Here is a 19,658-nt window from a genome sequence, read left to right as displayed (position 1 = left end):
AGGGGGGACAGAGGGGGGTTGGCAGTGGGATATTAAGCTACTGAAAGACATTGATATCACTGATAATGTCGTTGAATTGATGATTAATCAGATTCAGAAATTATCACTGAAGACACAGAATATCCTAAAATTAGCTGCTTGTATTGGAGATAAATTTACCTTAGATGTTTTGGGTATTGTTAATCAAAAATCTTTGTCTGAAACAGCAGCAGATTTGTGGGAATCTTTGCAGACGGGTCTCGTTTTACCCTTAGACCAATCTTACAAAATTCCTTTAGTTATTAGTAGTCAGCAAAATGAACAACTAACAAATGACCTAGACGAGCAAGCGACTTCCCGTACGGTAGAACAACTGACAATTGCCTACAAGTTTCTACATGACCGAGTACAGCAAGCAGCTTATGCTCTCATTCCAGATTCGCAAAAAAAAGAAACTCATCTCAAAATTGGTCAATTATTACTACAAAATATTACGCCTGAAGAACGAAAAGAAAATATCTTTGCTTTAGTCAACCAACTGAATTATGGTACCGATTTACTCACTTTAGAGTCGGAAAAATATGAGCTGGCTGAACTTAATCTGATTGCAGGGCAGAAAGCGAAAGCAGCAGCGGCGTATGAATCTGCTATGCGCTATCTGAAGGTGGGTTTGGAATTATTGGCAGTCAATAGCTGGCAGAATCAGTATGAGCTAACATTGGCACTTTATGAGTCAGCAGTAGAAACAGCGTACCTCAACGGCGATTTTGAGCAGATGGAGAAATGGGCAACTGTTGTTCTGCAGCAGGCAAAAACCCCTATTGACAAAATGAAAGTTTATGAGGTCAAAATCCAAGCCTGCATGGCGCAAGTGAAACAGCTTGAAGCGATCAACATTGGGTTACAAGCACTAGAACTACTAGGAATCAGCTTCCCAGAGTCGCCTAGCCTTTTGGATATCGAGCAAACACTGACTCAAACAGCAAGAAATTTGAGCGGGAGAAATATCGAAGACCTGATTAACCTACCATTAATGACCGAGGTTGATAAACTAGCCGCTGTACGGATGTTAGCATGCCTAGGTTCTCCGACGTATCAAGCTGGACCTGCGTTGTTGCCGTTAATTGCGTGCGAACAGCTCAATTTGTCAATCAAACATGGAAATTCACCCTTCTCAGCTTATAGTTATGTTCTTTACAGCATCATGATCAACGGGTTATTTCAGGACATTGAGTCGGCTTATCAATTTGGTAAGTTGGCGTTAAGTCTTGTAGAACGATTCAATGCTGTAGAACTCAAAACAAGTGTCTTTTTTGTGGCAGGTTCATCTGCGTTTCATGGAAAAGTTCATGCTAAGGAAACGTTGCCACTTTTGCAGAATTCATACTCTAGTGGATTGGAGAACGGACATTTTGAATATGGTGGCTATGCCGCCATGCAAAAATGCTACTATTTATATCTCATCGGTCAAGAACTGGCAAAAGTTGAACGAGAAATGGCAGCAACCAGTAATATCCTTGCTCAACTCAAGCAAGAGAACGCCTTGAGTTGGAATAAAATATTTCAGCAGTCAATTCTTAATTTGCTAGAACCTTTTGAAAAACCGTGCTGTTTATTGGGTGAAGCATACAACGAGGAGAAATCTTTACCGCTGCTTAAGCAAGCAAATGACAGAACCGGACTTCACTACTTCTATTCAAACAAACTGATACTCTGTTATTTATTTGGAGAGCATCATCAAGCATTGGAAAATGGAGTTCAAGCCGAACAGTATTTAGATGGGGTAAAAGGATTTTTGATTGTGCCTGTGTTTCATTTTTATGATTCTTTAGCACAACTCGTGATTTATCCATCAGTACCACACTCGCAACAAGAACACCTCTTGAGTAGAGTGATCAAGAACCAGGAAAAGATGCGAAAATGGGCAGAAAATGCCCCAATGAATTTTCAGCATAAGTATGACTTAGTAGAGGCAGAGAAAGCGCGGGTATTAGGTCAATATTGGCAAGCAACGGAATATTATGACCGAGCCATTGCTGGAGCGAAGGAGCAGGGATATATTCAGGAAGAGGCGCTTGCAAATGAACTAGCAGCAAAGTTTTATTTTGAGCGTGGTAGAGAAAAGGTGGCTCAGACTTATCTCACTGATGCTTACTATGGATATATTCGCTGGGGAGCAACTGCAAAAGTTAGAAATTTGGCAGCCAGATATCCTCACATTTTCGCCCAAACACTGAACCGACAAACCAAAGGTTTAGAGATGAATCGGACAATTAGTTTTACGACTACAGGTACTCCCCGAGTTCTGGATTTAGCTGCAGTCATGAAAGCATCTCTTGCCCTTTCTGGTGAAATGGTTTTGGATAAGTTGCTAGCTAAATTGATGCACATTGTCCTTGAAAATGCTGGAGCAGAAACAGCATTTTTAATTTTAGAAAAAGCAGGACAGTTACTCATAGAAGCTTCTGGAAGTGTCGGGCAAGATGAGATAACCGTCCAACCATCGACACCTGTAGAATTCAGTCAGCAGCTACCTATATCCGTCATCAATTATGTGCGTCGCACTCAAGGACATGTCCTACTGAATGATGCTAGCTTGGAACCAGTCTTTGCAACAGATACCTATATTATTCATTATAAACCAAAATCTATTTTATGTACGCCAATTGTGAATCAAGGTAAACTCATTGGCATTCTTTATTTAGAAAATAACTTGACAATTGGAGCATTTACACAAGAGCGATTGGAAGTTTTACAACTTTTATCTTCTCAAGCAGCAATTTCAATTGAGAATGCACGTCTTTACAATGATTTAGAAGAATATAATCGGACATTGGCAGCGAAAGTCGAAGAGCGAACGCTGGAGTTACAACATAAAAATTTACAACTTCAACAGGAAATCAAAGAACGCCAGCGAGCAGAAGAAGCAGCCAAAACTGCTAACCGTGCCAAGAGCGAATTCCTGGCTAACATGAGTCATGAACTCCGTACCCCGCTCAATGGTATTTTAGGTTACACTCAAATTTTTAAGAAAGATAAAGCTTTAACTGCTCAACAAAAGAATGGTATTGATGTTATTCATCAGTGTGGTGAACATCTACTGACACTGATCAACGATATTTTAGATCTGTCCAAAATTGAAGCACGGAAAATGGAACTTTATCCAAAAGAATTTCATCTTCCGGAATTTATTGAGACTATTGCTGAGATTTGCCGCATCCGTGCCGAACAAAAGGGAATTTCGTTAATTTACCAAACGCTTTCTCCCTTACCAAGACTGATTCGAGCAGATGAAAAACGGTTGCGTCAAGTCTTGATTAATTTACTTAGCAATGCGGTTAAATTTACAGAAAAAGGTAGTATAACTTTCAAAGTAGGCTATCAGGAGGATAAACTTCGTTTTCAAGTAGAAGATACAGGTATTGGCATCCCATCTGAGCAACTAGAAGAAATATTTTTGCCATTCCACCAAGTGGGTGAGGAGAGTCGTAAAACTGAAGGAACAGGATTGGGATTGGCAATTAGCCGTCAATTAGTTCAGATGATGGGTAGCGAACTAAAGGTGAAGAGTACTTTAAGTCAAGGCAGCGTTTTTTGGCTTGATTTAGATTTGCCTGAGGTTTTTCAACAAAGTGATGTTCAGAGCATCGATGACGCCAATATCATTGGTTTTATGGAACCTGCGCGGAAAGTTTTGGTGGTAGATGATAAATGGGCAAATCGCTCTGTTTTAGTGAATCTACTACAGCCATTGGGGTTTGAAGTCACAGAAGCAACAAATGGTTTAGACGCTCTTGACAAAGCGCGTGAATTTAAACCAGATGTGATTTTTATGGACTTAGTCATGAGTGTGATGGACGGCTTTGAAGCCACCCGTCGCCTCAGAATGTTACCAGACTTCAAGGAAGTGGTTGTCATTGCGATCTCAGCTAGTGTTTTTGAGTGGGATCAAAAGCAAAGTCGAGAGGTTGGTTGCGATGATTTTCTACCCAAACCGATCCGAAAAGCGGAGCTTTTAGAAAAATTACAGGTGCATTTAGGGTTGGAATGGATTTATGAGCAGCCCGAAAATCAAGTCAGGGCGCAAAGCGTTGCACCTGCACAGACTCAAGACTCACTTATCGCTCCACCCGCAGAAGAACTTGCAGTCTTGCTTGATTTAGCAATGAGGGGCGATCTCAGAAGTATTGCACAACGAGCTGCAAAACTAGAGGAATTGGATGAACAATGGGTACCATTTGCTACTCATTTGCGTCAATTGGCTAAAGGTTTTAAAGGAAAACAAATCTTGGAGTTTCTCAAAAAATATTAAGAAAAAAGGAGTCAGAATGCTGAATTGGTAAATTCAGAATACTTCACTCATAAAGGAATGAGTTTTAGGAAGAGTATTTATACTGATTTCGCCTCTTCTGGAACGTTAGCGTCGCGGGAGGAAGTCCGGTTTTCAACCAACAACCAGTACCACTCCTGGAGAATTCATGACCAATTCCCTTGTCAATTATCAGTTATCAGTTATCGATTTGATAATTGTTCATTATTTGTTCATTGATGTTGACAGATTCTGACTCCTGATATCAAATCAATTTGTAGCAGAATTATTTCTCCTTCCTTTCGCTCAAGAGCGTCTGGTGCGGTTTTTTGATTATTCAAATACTACCGGATTTGATATGACTCCTGACTCTTTGTTGATAAATTAATAAGAGGTTTTATGAATATTGACCCGACTCAAAAAGGTGTCATCTTAATTGTTGATGACACTCCCACTAATTTAGAAGTGTTGTTCGATTTTTTAGCCGCTTCTGGATTTTCAGTCTTGGTTGCTGAAGATGGTGAAAGTGCGCTCGCCAGATCTGAATATGCGCCACCTGACTTGATTTTGTTGGACATACTCATGCCAGGAATGGATGGTTTTGAAACCTGCAGCCGTCTAAAAGCTAATCAATTAACAAAAGACATTCCGATCATTTTCATGACCGCACTTTCCGAAACAGTGGATAAGGTCAAAGGATTGAATCTTGGTGCAGTGGATTATATCACCAAACCGCTTCAGCACGAAGAAGTTTTAGCCCGGATCGAACTCCATCTGAGGCTGCAGAACCTAACAAAAACACTTCAGAAACAAAACCAGCAAATCCGCGAACAGGCTGCTCTGTTAGAGATTACCACAGATGCAATTCTTGTTAAAGACTTGGACAACCAAATCCGTTTTTGGAACAAAGGGGCTGAAGATTTGTACGGATGGAAAGCAATAGAAGCAATTGGCAAGAATGTCAATCAGCTTCTGTATTCAGTGGAAACCGAATTTCAACTTCAAAACCTCGAAGAAAGTTTAGCTCTTAGTGGCTCATGGCAGGGCGAGTTACATCAAGTGACGAAAGAAGGCAAGGAAATCATTGTTGCTAGCCGCTGGACTTTGATGCGCGATGAAGATGGGCAAGCAAAATCAATTCTTACAGTCAACACCGATATTACAGAGAAAAAACAACTCGAAGCACAGTTTCTTCGTGCCCAGCGACTGGAGAGCATTGGCACACTTGCAGGCGGCATTGCACATGACCTGAACAATATTCTGACTCCAATTCTGACAGCAGCGCAACTGTTGCAGCTAAAACTGCCAAATATTGATCAGCGGAGTCAGCAAATGTTTAGCACAATAGAAACTAACGCTAAACGCGGAGCAGCTTTAGTCAAGCAAGTGTTACAGTTTACACGTGGCGTTGAAGGCAAGAAACGCACGATTGTGCAAGTGAACCACTTGTTCTCAGAAATAGAGCAAATTGTTCAAGAAACATTTCCTAAATCTATCGAATTTTCCATAAATATAAAGTCAGATCTTTGGGCGATCGTTGGTGATGCGACACACCTGCATCAAGTGCTCATGAACTTAGTTGTCAACGCTCGCGATGCCCTACCCGATGGCGGAACTTTAAAGATTTCTGCAAAAAATGTGTTTATAGATGAACACTATGCCCGCATGAATCTTGAGGCAAACCTTGGTCCTTACATTATGATAAGCGTTACCGATACAGGAATCGGTATGTCGCCAGAAGTCGTGGATAGAATATTTGAGCCGTTTTTCACCACTAAAGAATTTGGCAAAGGTACAGGATTAGGTCTTTCAACCGTCAGGGGAATTATCACAAGCCACGGTGGTTTTGTCAATGTATCCAGCCACGTTGGTAGAGGAACTGAATTTAAAGTGTTCTTGCCAGCTGTGGAAGCAACAGCAACACCGCTTGTAGAAAACCTCGAATTGCCAAAAGGAAATGGAGAATTGGTTCTTGTTATAGATGACGAAGCCCCAATTTTAGAAACGACCAAAATCTCGTTAGAAACTTACAATTACAAAGTCTTAACAGCTAGCGATGGAATTGAGGCACTTGCATTATATGCTCAATACAAAGATAAAATTAGCATCGTGTTAGTAGATATGATGATGCCGTCAATGGACGGAGCACTAACTATTCGCGCATTGCAAAAAATGAATCCGCATGTCTTGATTATTGGTGTCAGCGGTTTGGTAGCTGGCGACAAACTGATAGAGACTGCACGAGTTAAAGCATTTCTTTCTAAGCCCTATACGACAAAGGAATTATTGCAAACTTTACACAGTCTTCTTTTTCAAGATGTGAGAAACACTAAGAGTGCAACAAATTGGAATAGATGGGACACAATAGGAACAAATCCTATCATTTGTTACCTTGAAAATACCCCAAAGAATCATCATTTTTAGCTGATGTCTTGTACTGTGACATCCTCCCTTACCCCCACGTTAGATAAAAGTCTATGACTCACTAAACTGTTTTTGCTCTATTTTTTCTAGTCATGTATTTCAGTTGAAAAGAACACAGAACGTAGAACTGTTGAGCTAGAACACCGATTCACTCATCCCAAAAACCCAGTTTCTGTTACCGCAAAGACCGAAATTACGCTTTTGCTTAACAGGAATAAACCAGGTTTTTTAGTCACAATTATGAATATTGAATCAATGTTCTAGGAATAATTCCACGGATGAACCCGCTTAGTGAAAAAACGGGTATATTTTTGGTATCTTTTTTGTAGAAGCCATTTTCTACTATCGAGTCAAAGTGAAAGTTAGTTACTGTATCAAACTGTAGTGGCTCGTATTTCTAAGCTTTCCATGAGATACGAGATTGAACTGTAAAAAATTTGTCCAATAACCGTAAAGTTACTGAATTCATAAAATTTTTACTATTACAAAACAAGTCATCAGGAACTGCTTGTCACAGCAGTGTGTTAATAATTGCATGTACAAACAATTGACTAAGACTCTGTGTGAAGGTGAAATTCACAACAACACAACAGGGGAATTATCTAAGATAACAAACCGAAATAACTACTATGGAAAGAATTGGTTATCTTCAGCTTGCAACAGCAAACGAAGCATCAACAACAAATGAGCATACTCCTTCTGTGCAGTTTGATTTTAATCTTTTTGCTGAGTTGAAGTGGAGAAAACTGTCGAGTCATGCAATAACACATCTTTTATCAGTAGCACTGACTTTGGTAGTATCGAGTATAGCAGAGCGTGCATTAGCAAACCAGCAAGTAGGAAGTACTGGAGCTCAAGTCTCAAGTATCCAAAGGTGTTTAAGCAAGTTGGGCTACTATAATGGTCCGGTAACAGGTAAGTTTGCTTCTTTAACCCGAGATGCTGTCATTCGATTCCAGCGAGCAAATGGACTACCAACTGTTGGATCTGTTGGTCCAAGAACTCAACAATTGCTACAATCTCAATGTCAAGCTAGAAGACCTGGTGCAAGTGTCAGCAGTGGTCTACAAACAGGTAGCAAGGGTCAAGCTGTTACCAGGTTACAACAGGATTTGCAGCGTCTAGATTACTTTAATGGTCCGATAACAGGTTACTTTGGTCCAGAAACTCAGCAAGCAGTCATCAGATTCCAGCAATCACGTGGAATAACTGCTGATGGTGTTGTCGGTGCGAGAACACAAGAAGCAATACGTATTGTTCTTAGCAGAAATAATTCTTTTGGTGGTGTCGATCAAGATAGATTACCCAATGCTTTAAATTTGGGTGACTCAGGTGGGCAAGTCAGACAATTGCAACAGGATTTGCAGCAGTTGGGATATTTTAGACTAAATCCAACTGGTTATTTTGGTCCAACAACCCAGGAAGCAGTAGCACGTTTTCAGCAAGATTATGGCATAGTACCCAGTGGTGTTGTTGACTCACAAACCTTAGGGGCAATAACGACAATTTTAGAAAGGCAAAGTTATGAACAAAACTCTGGACAAGGTTATGGACAAGGTTATGGACAAGGTTATGAACAAAACTCTGGACAAGGTTATGCTTGTTCGGCTAACGGAGATATTTGTCAAGGTGAGAAAAGTCAGCGAGTGAGTCTCGTACAACAACGTTTGCAAAATTTGGGATTTTTTAGAGGTGATGTCACTGGTTATTACGGTTCAGCAACTAGAGATGCGATCGTTCAATTTCAGCAATACAATAGGTTAGAAACGACAGGAACTGTCAATTTTCAAACTTGGCAAGCATTGGGGTTGAGCAACAATGCTAACAACTCTACACAATTGAATCCTCAAGATAATCGCTATGTTGTCATCATCCCGATTTCTAGGAACGACACTTTAGATCAAGTGCGTCAATTCATTCCTGAAGCTTTCCGCGCTGAATCTAAATTAGGTCCCTATGTCAATGCTGGACAATTTAGAGAACGCTCACAAGCGGAAGATTTATCTAAGTGGTTACGCTCACGTGGGTTAGATGCGCGGGTAGAATACTTCTAAAAGTCAAGAGCTACGAGCGAAAAGTGAGGAGTCATAACTTATAATTCCTCACTCTTGATTGTGTCGCTTGATTTCTCACTTGTTTTGGAAATCTAAAAATAATGGCAGAAACTCGGATTGGAATTATTGGTGGCAGTGGTTTATACAAAATGGATGCCCTCAAAAATATCGAAGAGGTTCAAATCCAGACACCTTTTGGTTCACCATCAGATGCTTTGATACTAGGGACTTTAGAAGGTACACGAGTCGCTTTTTTAGCACGTCATGATCGTAATCATACGCTATTGCCTTCTGATCTGCCATTTCGCGCTAATATCCATGCAATGAAGCAACTGGGTGTGGAGTATCTTATCTCTGCTTCCGCTGTAGGTTCTTTGAAAGAAGAAGTCAAACCACTGGATATGGTGGTTCCTGATCAATTTATTGATAGAACTAAAAATCGGGTTTCAACGTTTTTCGGCGAGGGAATTGTTGCTCATATCGCCTTTGGTGACCCGATTTGTAAAAATTTGGCACTTGTTGTAGCAGAGGCGATCGCCGGACTTAACTTACCAGATGTCACAGTGCATCGTGGTGGTACCTATGTATGTATGGAAGGACCAGCATTTTCGACAAAGGCGGAATCAAATCTTTACCGCAGTTGGGGAGCAAAGGTGATTGGAATGACCAATTTGCCAGAAGCAAAGTTAGCACGGGAAGCAGAGATTGCTTATGCAACCTTAGCTTTAGTGACAGATTATGATTGTTGGCATCCAGATCACGATAGCGTGACAGTGGAAATGGTGGTTGCTAATTTGCAGCGAAATGCAGTCAACGCTCAAAAAGTGATTCAAGAAACAGTACGGCGTTTGAGCGAAAACCCACCCTCAAGTGATGCACATTCTGCACTCAAGTATGCAATTTTGACAAACTTAGATAAGGCTCCCGCCGCAACGAAGGAGAAGTTGGAATTGTTGTTGAAAAAATATATGTAAAGACGAAAGCATCATATAAGGAAGGTGGGGAACTCGGAGCCTGCACGGAGGAGCCAGTGCGGACGCCACATGCCTGGCTGTCGGGAAACCCTCAAAGCAGCAGTGGCTCGTCTTGGGGTTTCACGCCAGGTGCTTTAAGCGGGGGAACCCCGCCAACGCACTGGCTCCCCAAGTGGAGCATCTGGCGTTGGGGATTAGGGGCGGTGGGCAGATGAAGTGAGATTCCAAATTTTGAATGCGTGTTAGCGCAGCGCTCCGCAGCGGAGCCGGAGCCGCTCCGCCTCCGGTCCATTTTGAATTTTGAATTATCTTGTCTCCCTCACCCAATTTCTTGATTTCACATTTTCAGACATCCTCTCATCATTCTTTAGATTTCATCTGCGCTGCTCCTTATTGTTCATGTATCGAATAATCAGGTAACTGATTGCCAATGAAAAAATTGCAACTGCCAATCCTATCAAATCTATTCCCGAAGATTTACTAAAATCGAAAATAATGATTTTACGAGCAACGGCAATTAAAGATGTGACAATCACTAACTCAACTTGAACGACATGTTTTTGCAGGTAAGCTGTGATATTTTCTAAAAGTTCTAGGGCAATTAAGATATTCAAAAATAAACCAAAGACTTGAATCAATATCTTGTTGAAAAAGCCCGTTGGAGGTGAAATTAACTCCTGAAATAGGAAGACTCCCAAATCAAAAATTGCCACCAAGATCACAACTACCATAGCAATAGCTAATGCTTTAGAGACAAAATTTTCTATTTGTTTGATGAACCACAGAAAATTCTCGTCTTTCCAGCTCGTTGCTGTTTGCTTGACAAATTTATTTTGTTGCCGCATTATCTAAATTTATTCGTCGTGAGCAAAACGGTGATAGAGGAAGTCCAAGGCTTGATTTCGCAGATTGTAGTATAGAGGATCTTCCATAATCCGGACGCGATCGCGCGGACGTGGAAATGGAATCCGCATCACTTCACCGATGGTTGCTGCAGGACCATTGGTCATCATCACCAGTTTATCTGCTAAGAACAGCGCTTCATCGATGTCATGGGTAATCATCAGCACAGTGCAGCGGTGGTCGTTCCAGATTTTCAGCAGTTCTTCCTGTAACTCTTCTTTGGTAATCGCATCCAAAGCACCGAACGGCTCATCTAAAATCAAGACTTGGGGACGAATTGCTAAAGCCCTTGCTATAGAAACCCGTTGTTTCATACCGCCGGAAAGTTGAGGCGGCTTTTTATCAGCGGCTTCCAACAAACCCACCATCGCGAGATTTTCCCGCACAATCGCTCTTTTTTCAGCTTGTGGCTTATTTGGATAAACAGCATGAACGGCTAGGTAAATATTTTCAAAAGCTGTCCGCCAAGGTAAGAGAGCATAGTTTTGAAACACGACCATGCGGTCAGGTCCCGGTTCGGTAATCTGCTTTCCTTGCAAGCGCACTTCTCCGCTTGTGGGATGAGCAAAACCCGATACCATATTCAGCAACGTTGATTTGCCACAGCCAGAGTGACCAATAACGCAGATAAACTCACCTTGTCCTACAGTTAAATTAACGTTTTGGAGTACTGTGTAAGGACCTTTCTTGGTAGGATAAACCTTAGAAACATTCTCAATTGCTAAAAATGGCTCGCGTCTTGTGGTAGTTGTCGTTGATTTTTGAGTTGCTTCGGTAGCAGAAAAATTCAGAGAACGGTTAACCATTGGTTTGATTGTAAGTATGAGTCAAATGGACAAGTAACAAGAATTGAAAGTTAGAAGGTTAGAAAAAGCTATAGCAATCCGCGCAGGATTCGTGAAATTCTCTCTTCTCTCTTTTCTTGGCGTTCTTGGCGTCTTGGCGGTTGTAAAAAAAATAGTTTTCACACATGAAATAGGATTGCTATACCAACCTTCTACTTTCTAAACGGCGATCGCTATACGAGGTGCATCAAGAATAACTTCCGCGATGCTGAAATCACGTTTAATCTCTAAACTATTGAGATAGCCAATGGGGTCTTCCGCAGTGAATGTCGTACCATCAAACATGGCGATCGCACCGCTGGTATACTTCACATCCAACACGCCAAGTTCTCGTGCGGCTGTGCTAAACACGCTCACTCGACACACCCGTTCCATAATTTCTACCCAATTCCGGGGGAAAGGCGTATGTCCCCAACGCGCCAACTGAGTCATATGCCAAAGGTGTTCGGTTCGACTGGGACGGTTGACGCCATCTCCAAAAAACAGGTGATGAGCATACTCGCGCATCGGTTGATCTAATGAACAAAAAACTTCGTTGGGATTTCCCAAATGGATATAAGCGACATCTGTATTGACATACTCTCGCTGGGCGACAATCTGACGCACCTCTTGGTCGTTGTTGGGGTCAGCACAATACTGCGCTGCTTCTAACAACGCTTTGACTAAAGCAATATGAGTGTTGGGATAAGCGTTTGCCCAGTCTTCGCGAACACCAAGAACTTTTCCTGGGTGTCCGGGCCAAATTTCCAAGTCTGTCGCGACGGTAAAACCAACTCCTTCCATAGCTGCTCGCGTATTCCACGGTTCCCCAACGCAGAATCCGTCGATGGTTCCTTTTTGCAAATCGACAATCATCTGAGCTGGAGGAATGCTTTGGAGTGACAAATCCTGGTCGGGGTCAAGACCACCAGAAGCCAGCCAGTAACGTAGCAGCAAATTATGCATAGAGGAAGGATGCACCAATCCCATCCGGTGCAGACGTTGCGGGGAATTGAGCAGCATCCGCTTAAAATCGGCTAAAGTATGTATTCCTTGCTCGTAAAAGCGTTTATCCAGGGTAATACCATTGCCATTACGAGTCATAGTCATGGCAGTGACGACGGACAAAGGTCGGTCTTGATGTCCTCCCAAAGTTAACCAGAGGGGCATACCCGAAGGCATTTGAGCCGCGTCTAAATAACCTCCAACCATACCATCGACAATACCACGCCAGCTGGTTTCGCGCACAAGGTTAACTTCGTCTAAGCCATGTTTAGCAAAGAAACCTTTTTCTTTAGCAACAGCAAGGGGAGCGCAAGCGCTTAGGGGAACAAAACCGATATCGAGGTTAACTTTTTCCAAACCATGACGTGCAACGACAGCTGTTTTCCTCGCCCGCATTTTCTTGATGCGCTTTTGCTGATTGAGGAAGTAAATCATTTCACTGCGCAAGCTATAGTAGCTGGGATGTTCTACCACTTCCATCCGCTTACGAGGTCGGGGAATATCCACCTCTGAAATTTGACCGATTTTGGAACAAGGTCCATTTGTCAGCATAACAATTCGGTCAGATAAGAGCACCGCTTCATCCACATCATGGGTCACCATGATTGCTGTAACTTGGTTTTCTTGGCAGATTTTCATCAACTGCTCTTGCAAATTGCCCCGCGTTAGAGCATCTAGCGCCCCAAAGGGTTCATCGAGGAGAAGCAATTTGGGACGGATAGCAAGAGCACGGGCGATCGCAACTCGCTGTTTTTGTCCACCCGATAACATTGCAGGAGCTTTATCAGCATGAGGGCGTAACCCAACCATGTCAATGTGTTGCTCCACAATGGCTTTGCGCTCACCAAAAGGCGCATCTTTCATGACTGCGTTCACAGCAAGAGCAATATTTTCTCGCACTGTCCGCCAAGGTAGAAGGGAATAATTCTGAAACACCACCATTCGGTCTGGTCCCGGTTGTTTAACTCTTTGCCCTTCTAGAGTCACGACTCCCTCAGTTGGCAAATCCAAACCTGCAATCATATTCAATAGAGTAGACTTACCACAACCAGAGTGACCGATAAACGAGATAAACTCACCTTTCTTAATCTGAAGGTCAATCCCTTTGAGAGCGATATATTCGCCACCTCCGGCGAGTGAAAAAACTTTATCAACTTGGTCAACAGCAACAAAAACAGACATGGCAATAAAAAGTATGAAGTTTCAAAAGTGTAGAAGCCTTTAACTGATCCAAATCAACGAAGAGATATAGGAGTCCTATCTGATTTGTGAAAAATATCTATGAAGAAACGAACCACACCAGACGCTCCAGAACACAGAGCTAAGACACAGAGGAAGAGAATTAGAGAGAGTATTTCGATTTTCACAAATGATTTAGGATTGCTATATCTGTGGTTTTAAATCGGTTTTAAATCTCTTAAACCTACTACAAAGAATAGGTTGTTATCGCTGTTCTGTTGGCAGAATTAACGTCTGAACCCAAGACATTAATTTATCTAACACCAAACCAACCACACCAATATAAACCAGGGCTAAGATAACTTCACTAACTTTGTTAGCCTGATAAGCATCCCAGATAAAGAAGCCAATTCCGACAATACCAGACATCACAATTTCTGCCGCGATAATTGCCAACCAAGCTAGACCAATTGCAATCCTCAAACCTGTGAAAATGTAGGGAAGAGCAGCAGGAATTAGGATGTTAAAGAAATATTCTCGCTTTGTCAGTTGCAGAACTTTGGCGACGTTGTTGTAATCTTGAGGAATTTGCTTCACGCCCACTGCTGTGTTGATAAGAATTGGCCAAATTGCTGTAATAAAAATTACGAAAAGTGCGGCAGGTTCATTTTTTTGCAAAGCGGCTAAGGAAATCGGCACCCAAGCCAGAGGCGGAACGGTTCGCAGTAACTGGAAGATAGGGTCTAAAGCCTTGGACATCATCTTATTTGTACCTATCAAGATACCCAAGGCGATACCAACAATCGCTGCAAGTGTGTAACTAATAGCGACTCGCTGCAAACTAGCAAGAATCTGCCAAAACAAACCCTTATCGGTTCCACCTCGATCATAAAAAGGCCAGCCAATCAGTATCCAGGTGTCTTGAATAACTTGTATCGGACCTGGTAGTGTTGCTCCTGGAGTCCAGGAAAAGAGCTGCCATATAACCAGAAAAATTGCGATCGCAATTGCGGGTGGTACAAGTTCAGGAAATTGCTTCTTCAGTCGCGACACCCAAGCGTTTGGGAAATTACGAGTTGAAGCGCGTCTTTGGAGTGTTGTCATGATTTGATTCTTCCTATATGTTAATGATGGATTGTTGATTAATGCTTATGAGCAAGCTACAAACAGCAAAGAACTAAACTCACTAAAGTTTGACTTTCTTGATTTTCAGGCTCTTCAAGTAAGCTTCTGGGTTTTCTGGGTCAAATTTGACGCCATCAAAAAATTCTTCAACACCACGAGATGTACTCTTGGGAATGTCAGCATCGGGTATCCCTGCTTCTTTAGCAGCTTGTTTCCAAAGGTCTTCTCTGTTGACTTTATCGATAAGAGTTTTTGCATTTGCTAATCTCTCTTTAGGTAAAAAGCCCCAACGAACGCATTCTGTTAAAAACCAAAGGTCGTGACTTTTGTAGGGATAAGAAACGCTACCTTTTTGATCTTTCCAGTAATACGGTGCCATTGATTTATCATCAATAACGCGTTCACCCATGTTGTACTTGCCCATGAATGGGTCAAAAAGAACTTCTTTTGGAACGTTAAAGTAATCGCGCCGAGATAGAATTTCTGACAACTCTTTACGGTTATTAAAGTTATCGCACCATTGCTGGGCTTCCATGATTGCTTTTAAGATTGCTTTAGTCGCCTTGGGATGTTGGTCAACCCAGTCTGCTCTCATTGCCAAGTATTCTTCAGGATGGTTTTTCCAAATTTCTGCGGTTAATGCAGCGACAAAGCCTATTTTCTCAGCAACAATTCGATAAGGCCAGGGGTCGCCCGTACTGAAAGCATCCATCGATCCTGTCTTCATATTGGCAACAGTTTGAGCGGCTGGAACTGTCAGAAGTGAGATATCATTATCTGGATCAATGCCTCCTGCTGCTGCCCAGTAACGAAGCCACAATTCCTGGTTTGCTTGAGGAAATGTGTAAGCAACTTTGAACTTATTGCCTGATGATTTGAGTCCATCAAAAAGGGACTTTGTACCATCAAGTTTTAAATTAATATTTTTGCCGAGATGTTTATTCGCAATTGCAATTCCATTCCCCTGAGTATTCAACTGAGCCAACACATACATGGGAATTTTTTTGTTACCTTTGGTGATTAAACCTTCAGAAATTTGATAGGGCATAGGCATTTGCCATTGACCTCCATCAATACCACCGCCCGCAGATCCAATTTCTACATTGTCTCTTGCTGAACCCCAGTTCGCTTGCTTGGAAACTTCAACTTCAGTCATGCCGTACTTAGCAAAGAAGCCTTTTTCCTTAGCAATAATCAGAGGAGCAGACTCTATAATTGCAATATATCCTAGTTTGACTTTGGATGTTTCCGGTTTTTGTTCTGGTGTCAGTTTAACAGGACTACTTATTTGTGCTTGAGTATTGCTACCAAAATCTGGTGGGTTTCCCAAGCAGCCATGTAGTAATATAGAACCGGCTGCTGACGCTCCAGCAGTTAACAGAAATCTCCGGCGGGAAAATCTTGAAAAATCGGTCATAATATCTCCTGACAACTAACTAAACTAATCCTTATGAAAACTAGTAACCTGACTTGGAAGTATTTTGTGCAAGCTCCGGCTATTCAATCAGCCATGAAATTATGGTTGATTGAATACATAAAACTTGAAAATCGTTTAAATTTTCATTATGATTTGAGTGAATATCACCTAAGATGACTTCACTGTGTCTGATGTAATAAGTAGAAAACAGAAAGTAAAAGGCTTTGCGTCTCTTGTTTTTTGTGAGTGCCGTTTTACGTTGAATTCTGTCCAACGACTTATTACATTATTTTATTGAATTTCAACTTAAGTATTAGATTACCATTTATAGCTAATGATTAATTAGCAAAAAAATCAAAAAATAAACAAAATATTAAATGATTACTATAAATACAATCATGAGTTCTTCGCTTCTGAGATAGTAATCAGTCTATTTAATAAGTGTTTATTGATGGTAACCATTTGTTTCATCTATAATTGGTTATGAAAAAATCATGAGTTCTTCGTTTTTGAGATAAGTAGGTAGGCACAAATAAACCTAACTATGTAACAAAATATAAAGTTGTCAAAACCCGCAGCGATTGCTAAGAAAGCGGGAAGCCCCCTCCGGGGTCTACGTTCCACTGCGTTCCACTCACTGCGGACAAACTGATAAATTTTCCCGCCCAGCTACTTAGTAAAAAGTTTATGGAATGCGTCTTAACTTATGGTAATCATCTAGTTTATCTATACTGATATCTTGCAGCATTCTCAACAAGACCCAAAAAAACCGGGTTTGGAGAACCAGAAATTAAGGTTTATAAGAGCAGGCATTGTCAAGAAACCCGGTTTTTAACTCAGGTGCAAGATCTGAGCCTCCGACTAGTGGCTTCGCAGCAAGCATTATATGAAAGAAACACCTTTTTTCCTTACACCCCTACACCCCTGTGTTTCTTAGGAGTATAGAAAAGCAAGAATCACATAGCCATCCTGTCTGATTTTGAGCAAAGGATTGCAGATAAAACCCTTATGAAACCTTATGAAACAGGTTTTTCAGTCTCAGTCCAGTCTCAGTATGTTTTCAAAAATCTTTGGAGGAGTCCTATAGGGGTTCTGTTGTTGTATCCAACCCTGCAATTTACGTCTCATAGCAGATATCGATGAATGCCCAATGGCAGAATTCTCCACTCAAACCAGGTGTTATTATTTTTTTCAGTGGTAAAACAAACTGCATCAGTTACCAGTCATCTACAACTATAAAAACTCGTTTACCATCCATCGCACCAAAAAGCTGACGAATATCACAGATAACTTATGTTGCCAATCTGTCACGAGAAGCAGTGATAGGGGTGATAATAGAACTGTGAGGAGATAAACGGAAGCTACTTGTATTACAAAGGGGGAAATCATATGAAATCCAAGATTATAGCAGCTCTAACCTTACTCGCTCCCCTATTCTTAGCTACTTCAGTCAACGCAGCGAATCCGCAGCATGTTAAAAAGTTGCTTTCTACTGGGGAGTGTGCTGGGTGTGATTTATCGAAAGCAAACCTCAGTGGCGCACATTTGATTGGTGCTGACTTGAGAGATGCAAATCTCCAAGGAGCAAACTTGACAAAGGCGAATCTTGAAGGTGCTGATCTTACAGGTGCTAACTTAGCAGGTGCTGACATGACGTCAGCTTTTGCAACGAATGTTGATTTCAAGAAAGCCAATCTTAATAAAGTCAATTTCACTCGTGCTACGATTCACGATTCTAATGTATATGGGGCATCAATGAATGACCTCAATATTACCAATGCTGAAATATTCAACACAGGTATCGGTGTTGGTGGTGAAGACGGAGAAGTTCCTGATTGGAAATAGAGAAATAGAACTAACTACAGTATTAGCATCGATTGCGAGAAGTAGGGATTAGGGCTGAAAACGGAACAGATTTTCTGATTAGGTTTATTAGTTTTACTAATCAGTCGCTCATAAGTGAAGATAAGCCGAAAAACAGGTTAACTATGGGCGATAATCCCTAAACCCTCTTCCTCTGATTAGAGACACAGGGCTGTTTGAGTCTAAAAGCAAAAAACTTGTGCCTTTTTCTTTTCTCCTTATATAAGGGGAAAGATGTATGAGGCGGATAGAAATAAACTGCGGTTATCAGGTAAGGCAAAGAATTGTCAATAGTCGATTGCTAATTTCTCTGTTGGAGAATGGAACAGCCCTGCTAATCAAAGATATTTGTTTCGGCTTCTGTATGAAGGTGTATCGCGGATATAAGAAGCAAAAATTTTTTTGGCGTATCGCAACAGCAAAAGTGTAGAAAATATTTTGCTTCACCTTACACAAGTAAATTGACAACGCAAAAGAGCGTGTCTCCACCTGAGTTGACAATGAGCAGGGAGAGAGTCAGGAAAAGAAGATTTTTATGATCACGAGTGTACACAGTTCATGATGGCGACTCTATAATAACTTTTCTAAAAAAATATAAAAAAAGTATAAAAATTATTAAGCTGATTTCAACCATTTGTTGTATGCATTCAGTATAATACGCAACTTTTCTGAGGTATGAATATCAACTAAATGTCTTGCTCAAAGATAGCAGCTTAAGATAGCTTAAATATCGGGTAAAATCGGCGTTTAGACTTGTATAAATGAAAGGTGGACTGAATTTTTGCATGATTTGTACTTTAGACGAGTACCATGAAGCAACCTACACAGCGTAGGACAACCCTACATTCAAGACTGTGGTCCATTAAAAATGAACTTAGAACACGACTTCTAAGCCATGCTACTGGTTAAATAGCTACTACCTTTTTAGCGGTTTTCTACCTTGTAGTTGATGAAGTAGTGATCGAGAGACAATTATGGTTATAGACAACTATGACCTGGTTGTACGCCAAAATTAGTTGTGTGGATGCACCGGTGCATCGCCTAGTCAACAGCCTTTTGGTTGTAACTGTCCGGATGAAAGTAACTTAAGTTTGAAAATAATGGAAGCCCAAATGCAAGAACCGGAAAATGTGGAAACTAAGTCTCCAGAGGCAACAATGCCAAATATCAACAACCAAACAGGAACCATAACCAAACTCCAGCCAACTGTGCAGTCTCAGGAACAATGGCTAAAATATGGAGAACAAGTTTCTGGCTTTTTAGCGACACTGCCCGACTATCTGGGAATCTTTTTTAATAAATACAAACAACCCCTGATTAGCATTGGTTTAATTGTGGGAGCAATTGTCGCTGTCAAGATAGTCTTGGCGATATTGGATGCTTTGAATGACATTCCTTTGGTAGCACCTACCTTTGAATTGATTGGTATTGGTTACTCCACATGGTTTATTTACCGCTATCTACTCAAAGCTTCAACTCGGGAAGAGTTAACCAATGAGATTACAACTCTCAAATCACAAGTTGTTGGCAAGCAAGTTTCAGGAAGCTAAATAGCTGCTATTGACGCAGTGCTAAGCCCTTTTGGCTGATGCGCTCTCTATT

General features: G+C 41.3%; 11 protein-coding genes. 6 read left to right on the top strand and 5 right to left on the bottom strand.

Annotated elements, in window-relative coordinates:
- The 4 genes from DP117_RS11110 to DP117_RS11095 form a co-directional block, all read left to right on the top strand.
- Positions 1-4,291: ATP-binding protein (locus DP117_RS11110; protein ID WP_169218365.1), on the top strand; the 4,291-nt coding region annotated here is incomplete at its 5' end.
- A gap of 396 nt (positions 4,292-4,687) precedes the next feature.
- Positions 4,688-6,712: a response regulator gene (locus DP117_RS11105; protein WP_169218364.1), complete on the top strand. Its 2,025-nt coding sequence runs from the start codon at positions 4,688-4,690 to the stop codon at positions 6,710-6,712.
- Between the two features lie 629 nt (positions 6,713-7,341).
- Complete coding sequence (locus DP117_RS11100) at positions 7,342-8,766, top strand: peptidoglycan-binding protein (protein WP_169218363.1); 1,425 nt, start codon at positions 7,342-7,344, stop codon at positions 8,764-8,766.
- A gap of 101 nt (positions 8,767-8,867) precedes the next feature.
- A complete protein-coding gene (locus tag DP117_RS11095) occupies positions 8,868-9,740 on the top strand; it encodes an S-methyl-5'-thioadenosine phosphorylase (protein WP_169218362.1) in 873 nt (290 codons plus the stop codon).
- 374 nt (positions 9,741-10,114) lie between these two features.
- Here DP117_RS11095 and DP117_RS11090 read toward each other — a convergent pair whose 3' ends face one another.
- From DP117_RS11090 to DP117_RS11070, 5 genes are all read right to left on the bottom strand, one after another.
- Positions 10,115-10,585, bottom strand: a complete 471-nt coding sequence (locus DP117_RS11090) for a phosphate-starvation-inducible PsiE family protein (protein ID WP_169218361.1) — start codon at positions 10,583-10,585, stop codon at positions 10,115-10,117.
- 9 nt (positions 10,586-10,594) lie between these two features.
- Complete coding sequence (locus DP117_RS11085) at positions 10,595-11,449, bottom strand: nitrate ABC transporter ATP-binding protein (protein ID WP_169218360.1); 855 nt, start codon at positions 11,447-11,449, stop codon at positions 10,595-10,597.
- Between the two features lie 198 nt (positions 11,450-11,647).
- The gene (locus DP117_RS11080; protein WP_169218359.1) at positions 11,648-13,654 is read right to left on the bottom strand and encodes a nitrate ABC transporter ATP-binding protein; all 2,007 of its coding nucleotides are present in this window, start codon (positions 13,652-13,654) and stop codon (positions 11,648-11,650) included.
- A gap of 261 nt (positions 13,655-13,915) precedes the next feature.
- Complete coding sequence (gene ntrB / locus DP117_RS11075) at positions 13,916-14,755, bottom strand: nitrate ABC transporter permease (RefSeq protein ID WP_169218358.1); 840 nt, start codon at positions 14,753-14,755, stop codon at positions 13,916-13,918.
- Between the two features lie 82 nt (positions 14,756-14,837).
- Positions 14,838-16,193, bottom strand: a complete 1,356-nt coding sequence (locus tag DP117_RS11070; RefSeq protein WP_169218357.1) for a CmpA/NrtA family ABC transporter substrate-binding protein — start codon at positions 16,191-16,193, stop codon at positions 14,838-14,840.
- A gap of 1,389 nt (positions 16,194-17,582) precedes the next feature.
- Between DP117_RS11070 and DP117_RS11065 the strand changes: the two genes are divergently transcribed.
- Together DP117_RS11065 and DP117_RS11060 are read left to right on the top strand one after the other, a co-directional pair.
- Entirely contained in the window at positions 17,583-18,038 is a 456-nt protein-coding gene (locus DP117_RS11065) for a pentapeptide repeat-containing protein (protein ID WP_169218356.1), read from the top strand.
- Positions 18,039-19,156: 1,118 nt separating this feature from the next.
- Complete coding sequence (locus DP117_RS11060) at positions 19,157-19,606, top strand: CAAD domain-containing protein (RefSeq protein WP_169218355.1); 450 nt, start codon at positions 19,157-19,159, stop codon at positions 19,604-19,606.
- The last annotated feature ends 52 nt before the right edge of the window (positions 19,607-19,658 follow it).

The sequence above is a fragment of the Brasilonema sp. UFV-L1 genome (assembly GCF_012912105.1).
Taxonomy (GTDB): Bacteria; Cyanobacteriota; Cyanobacteriia; order Cyanobacteriales; family Nostocaceae; genus Brasilonema.
Note: the sequence above shows the minus strand (reverse complement) of the source record. Positions and strands in the feature narration are given on the sequence as shown.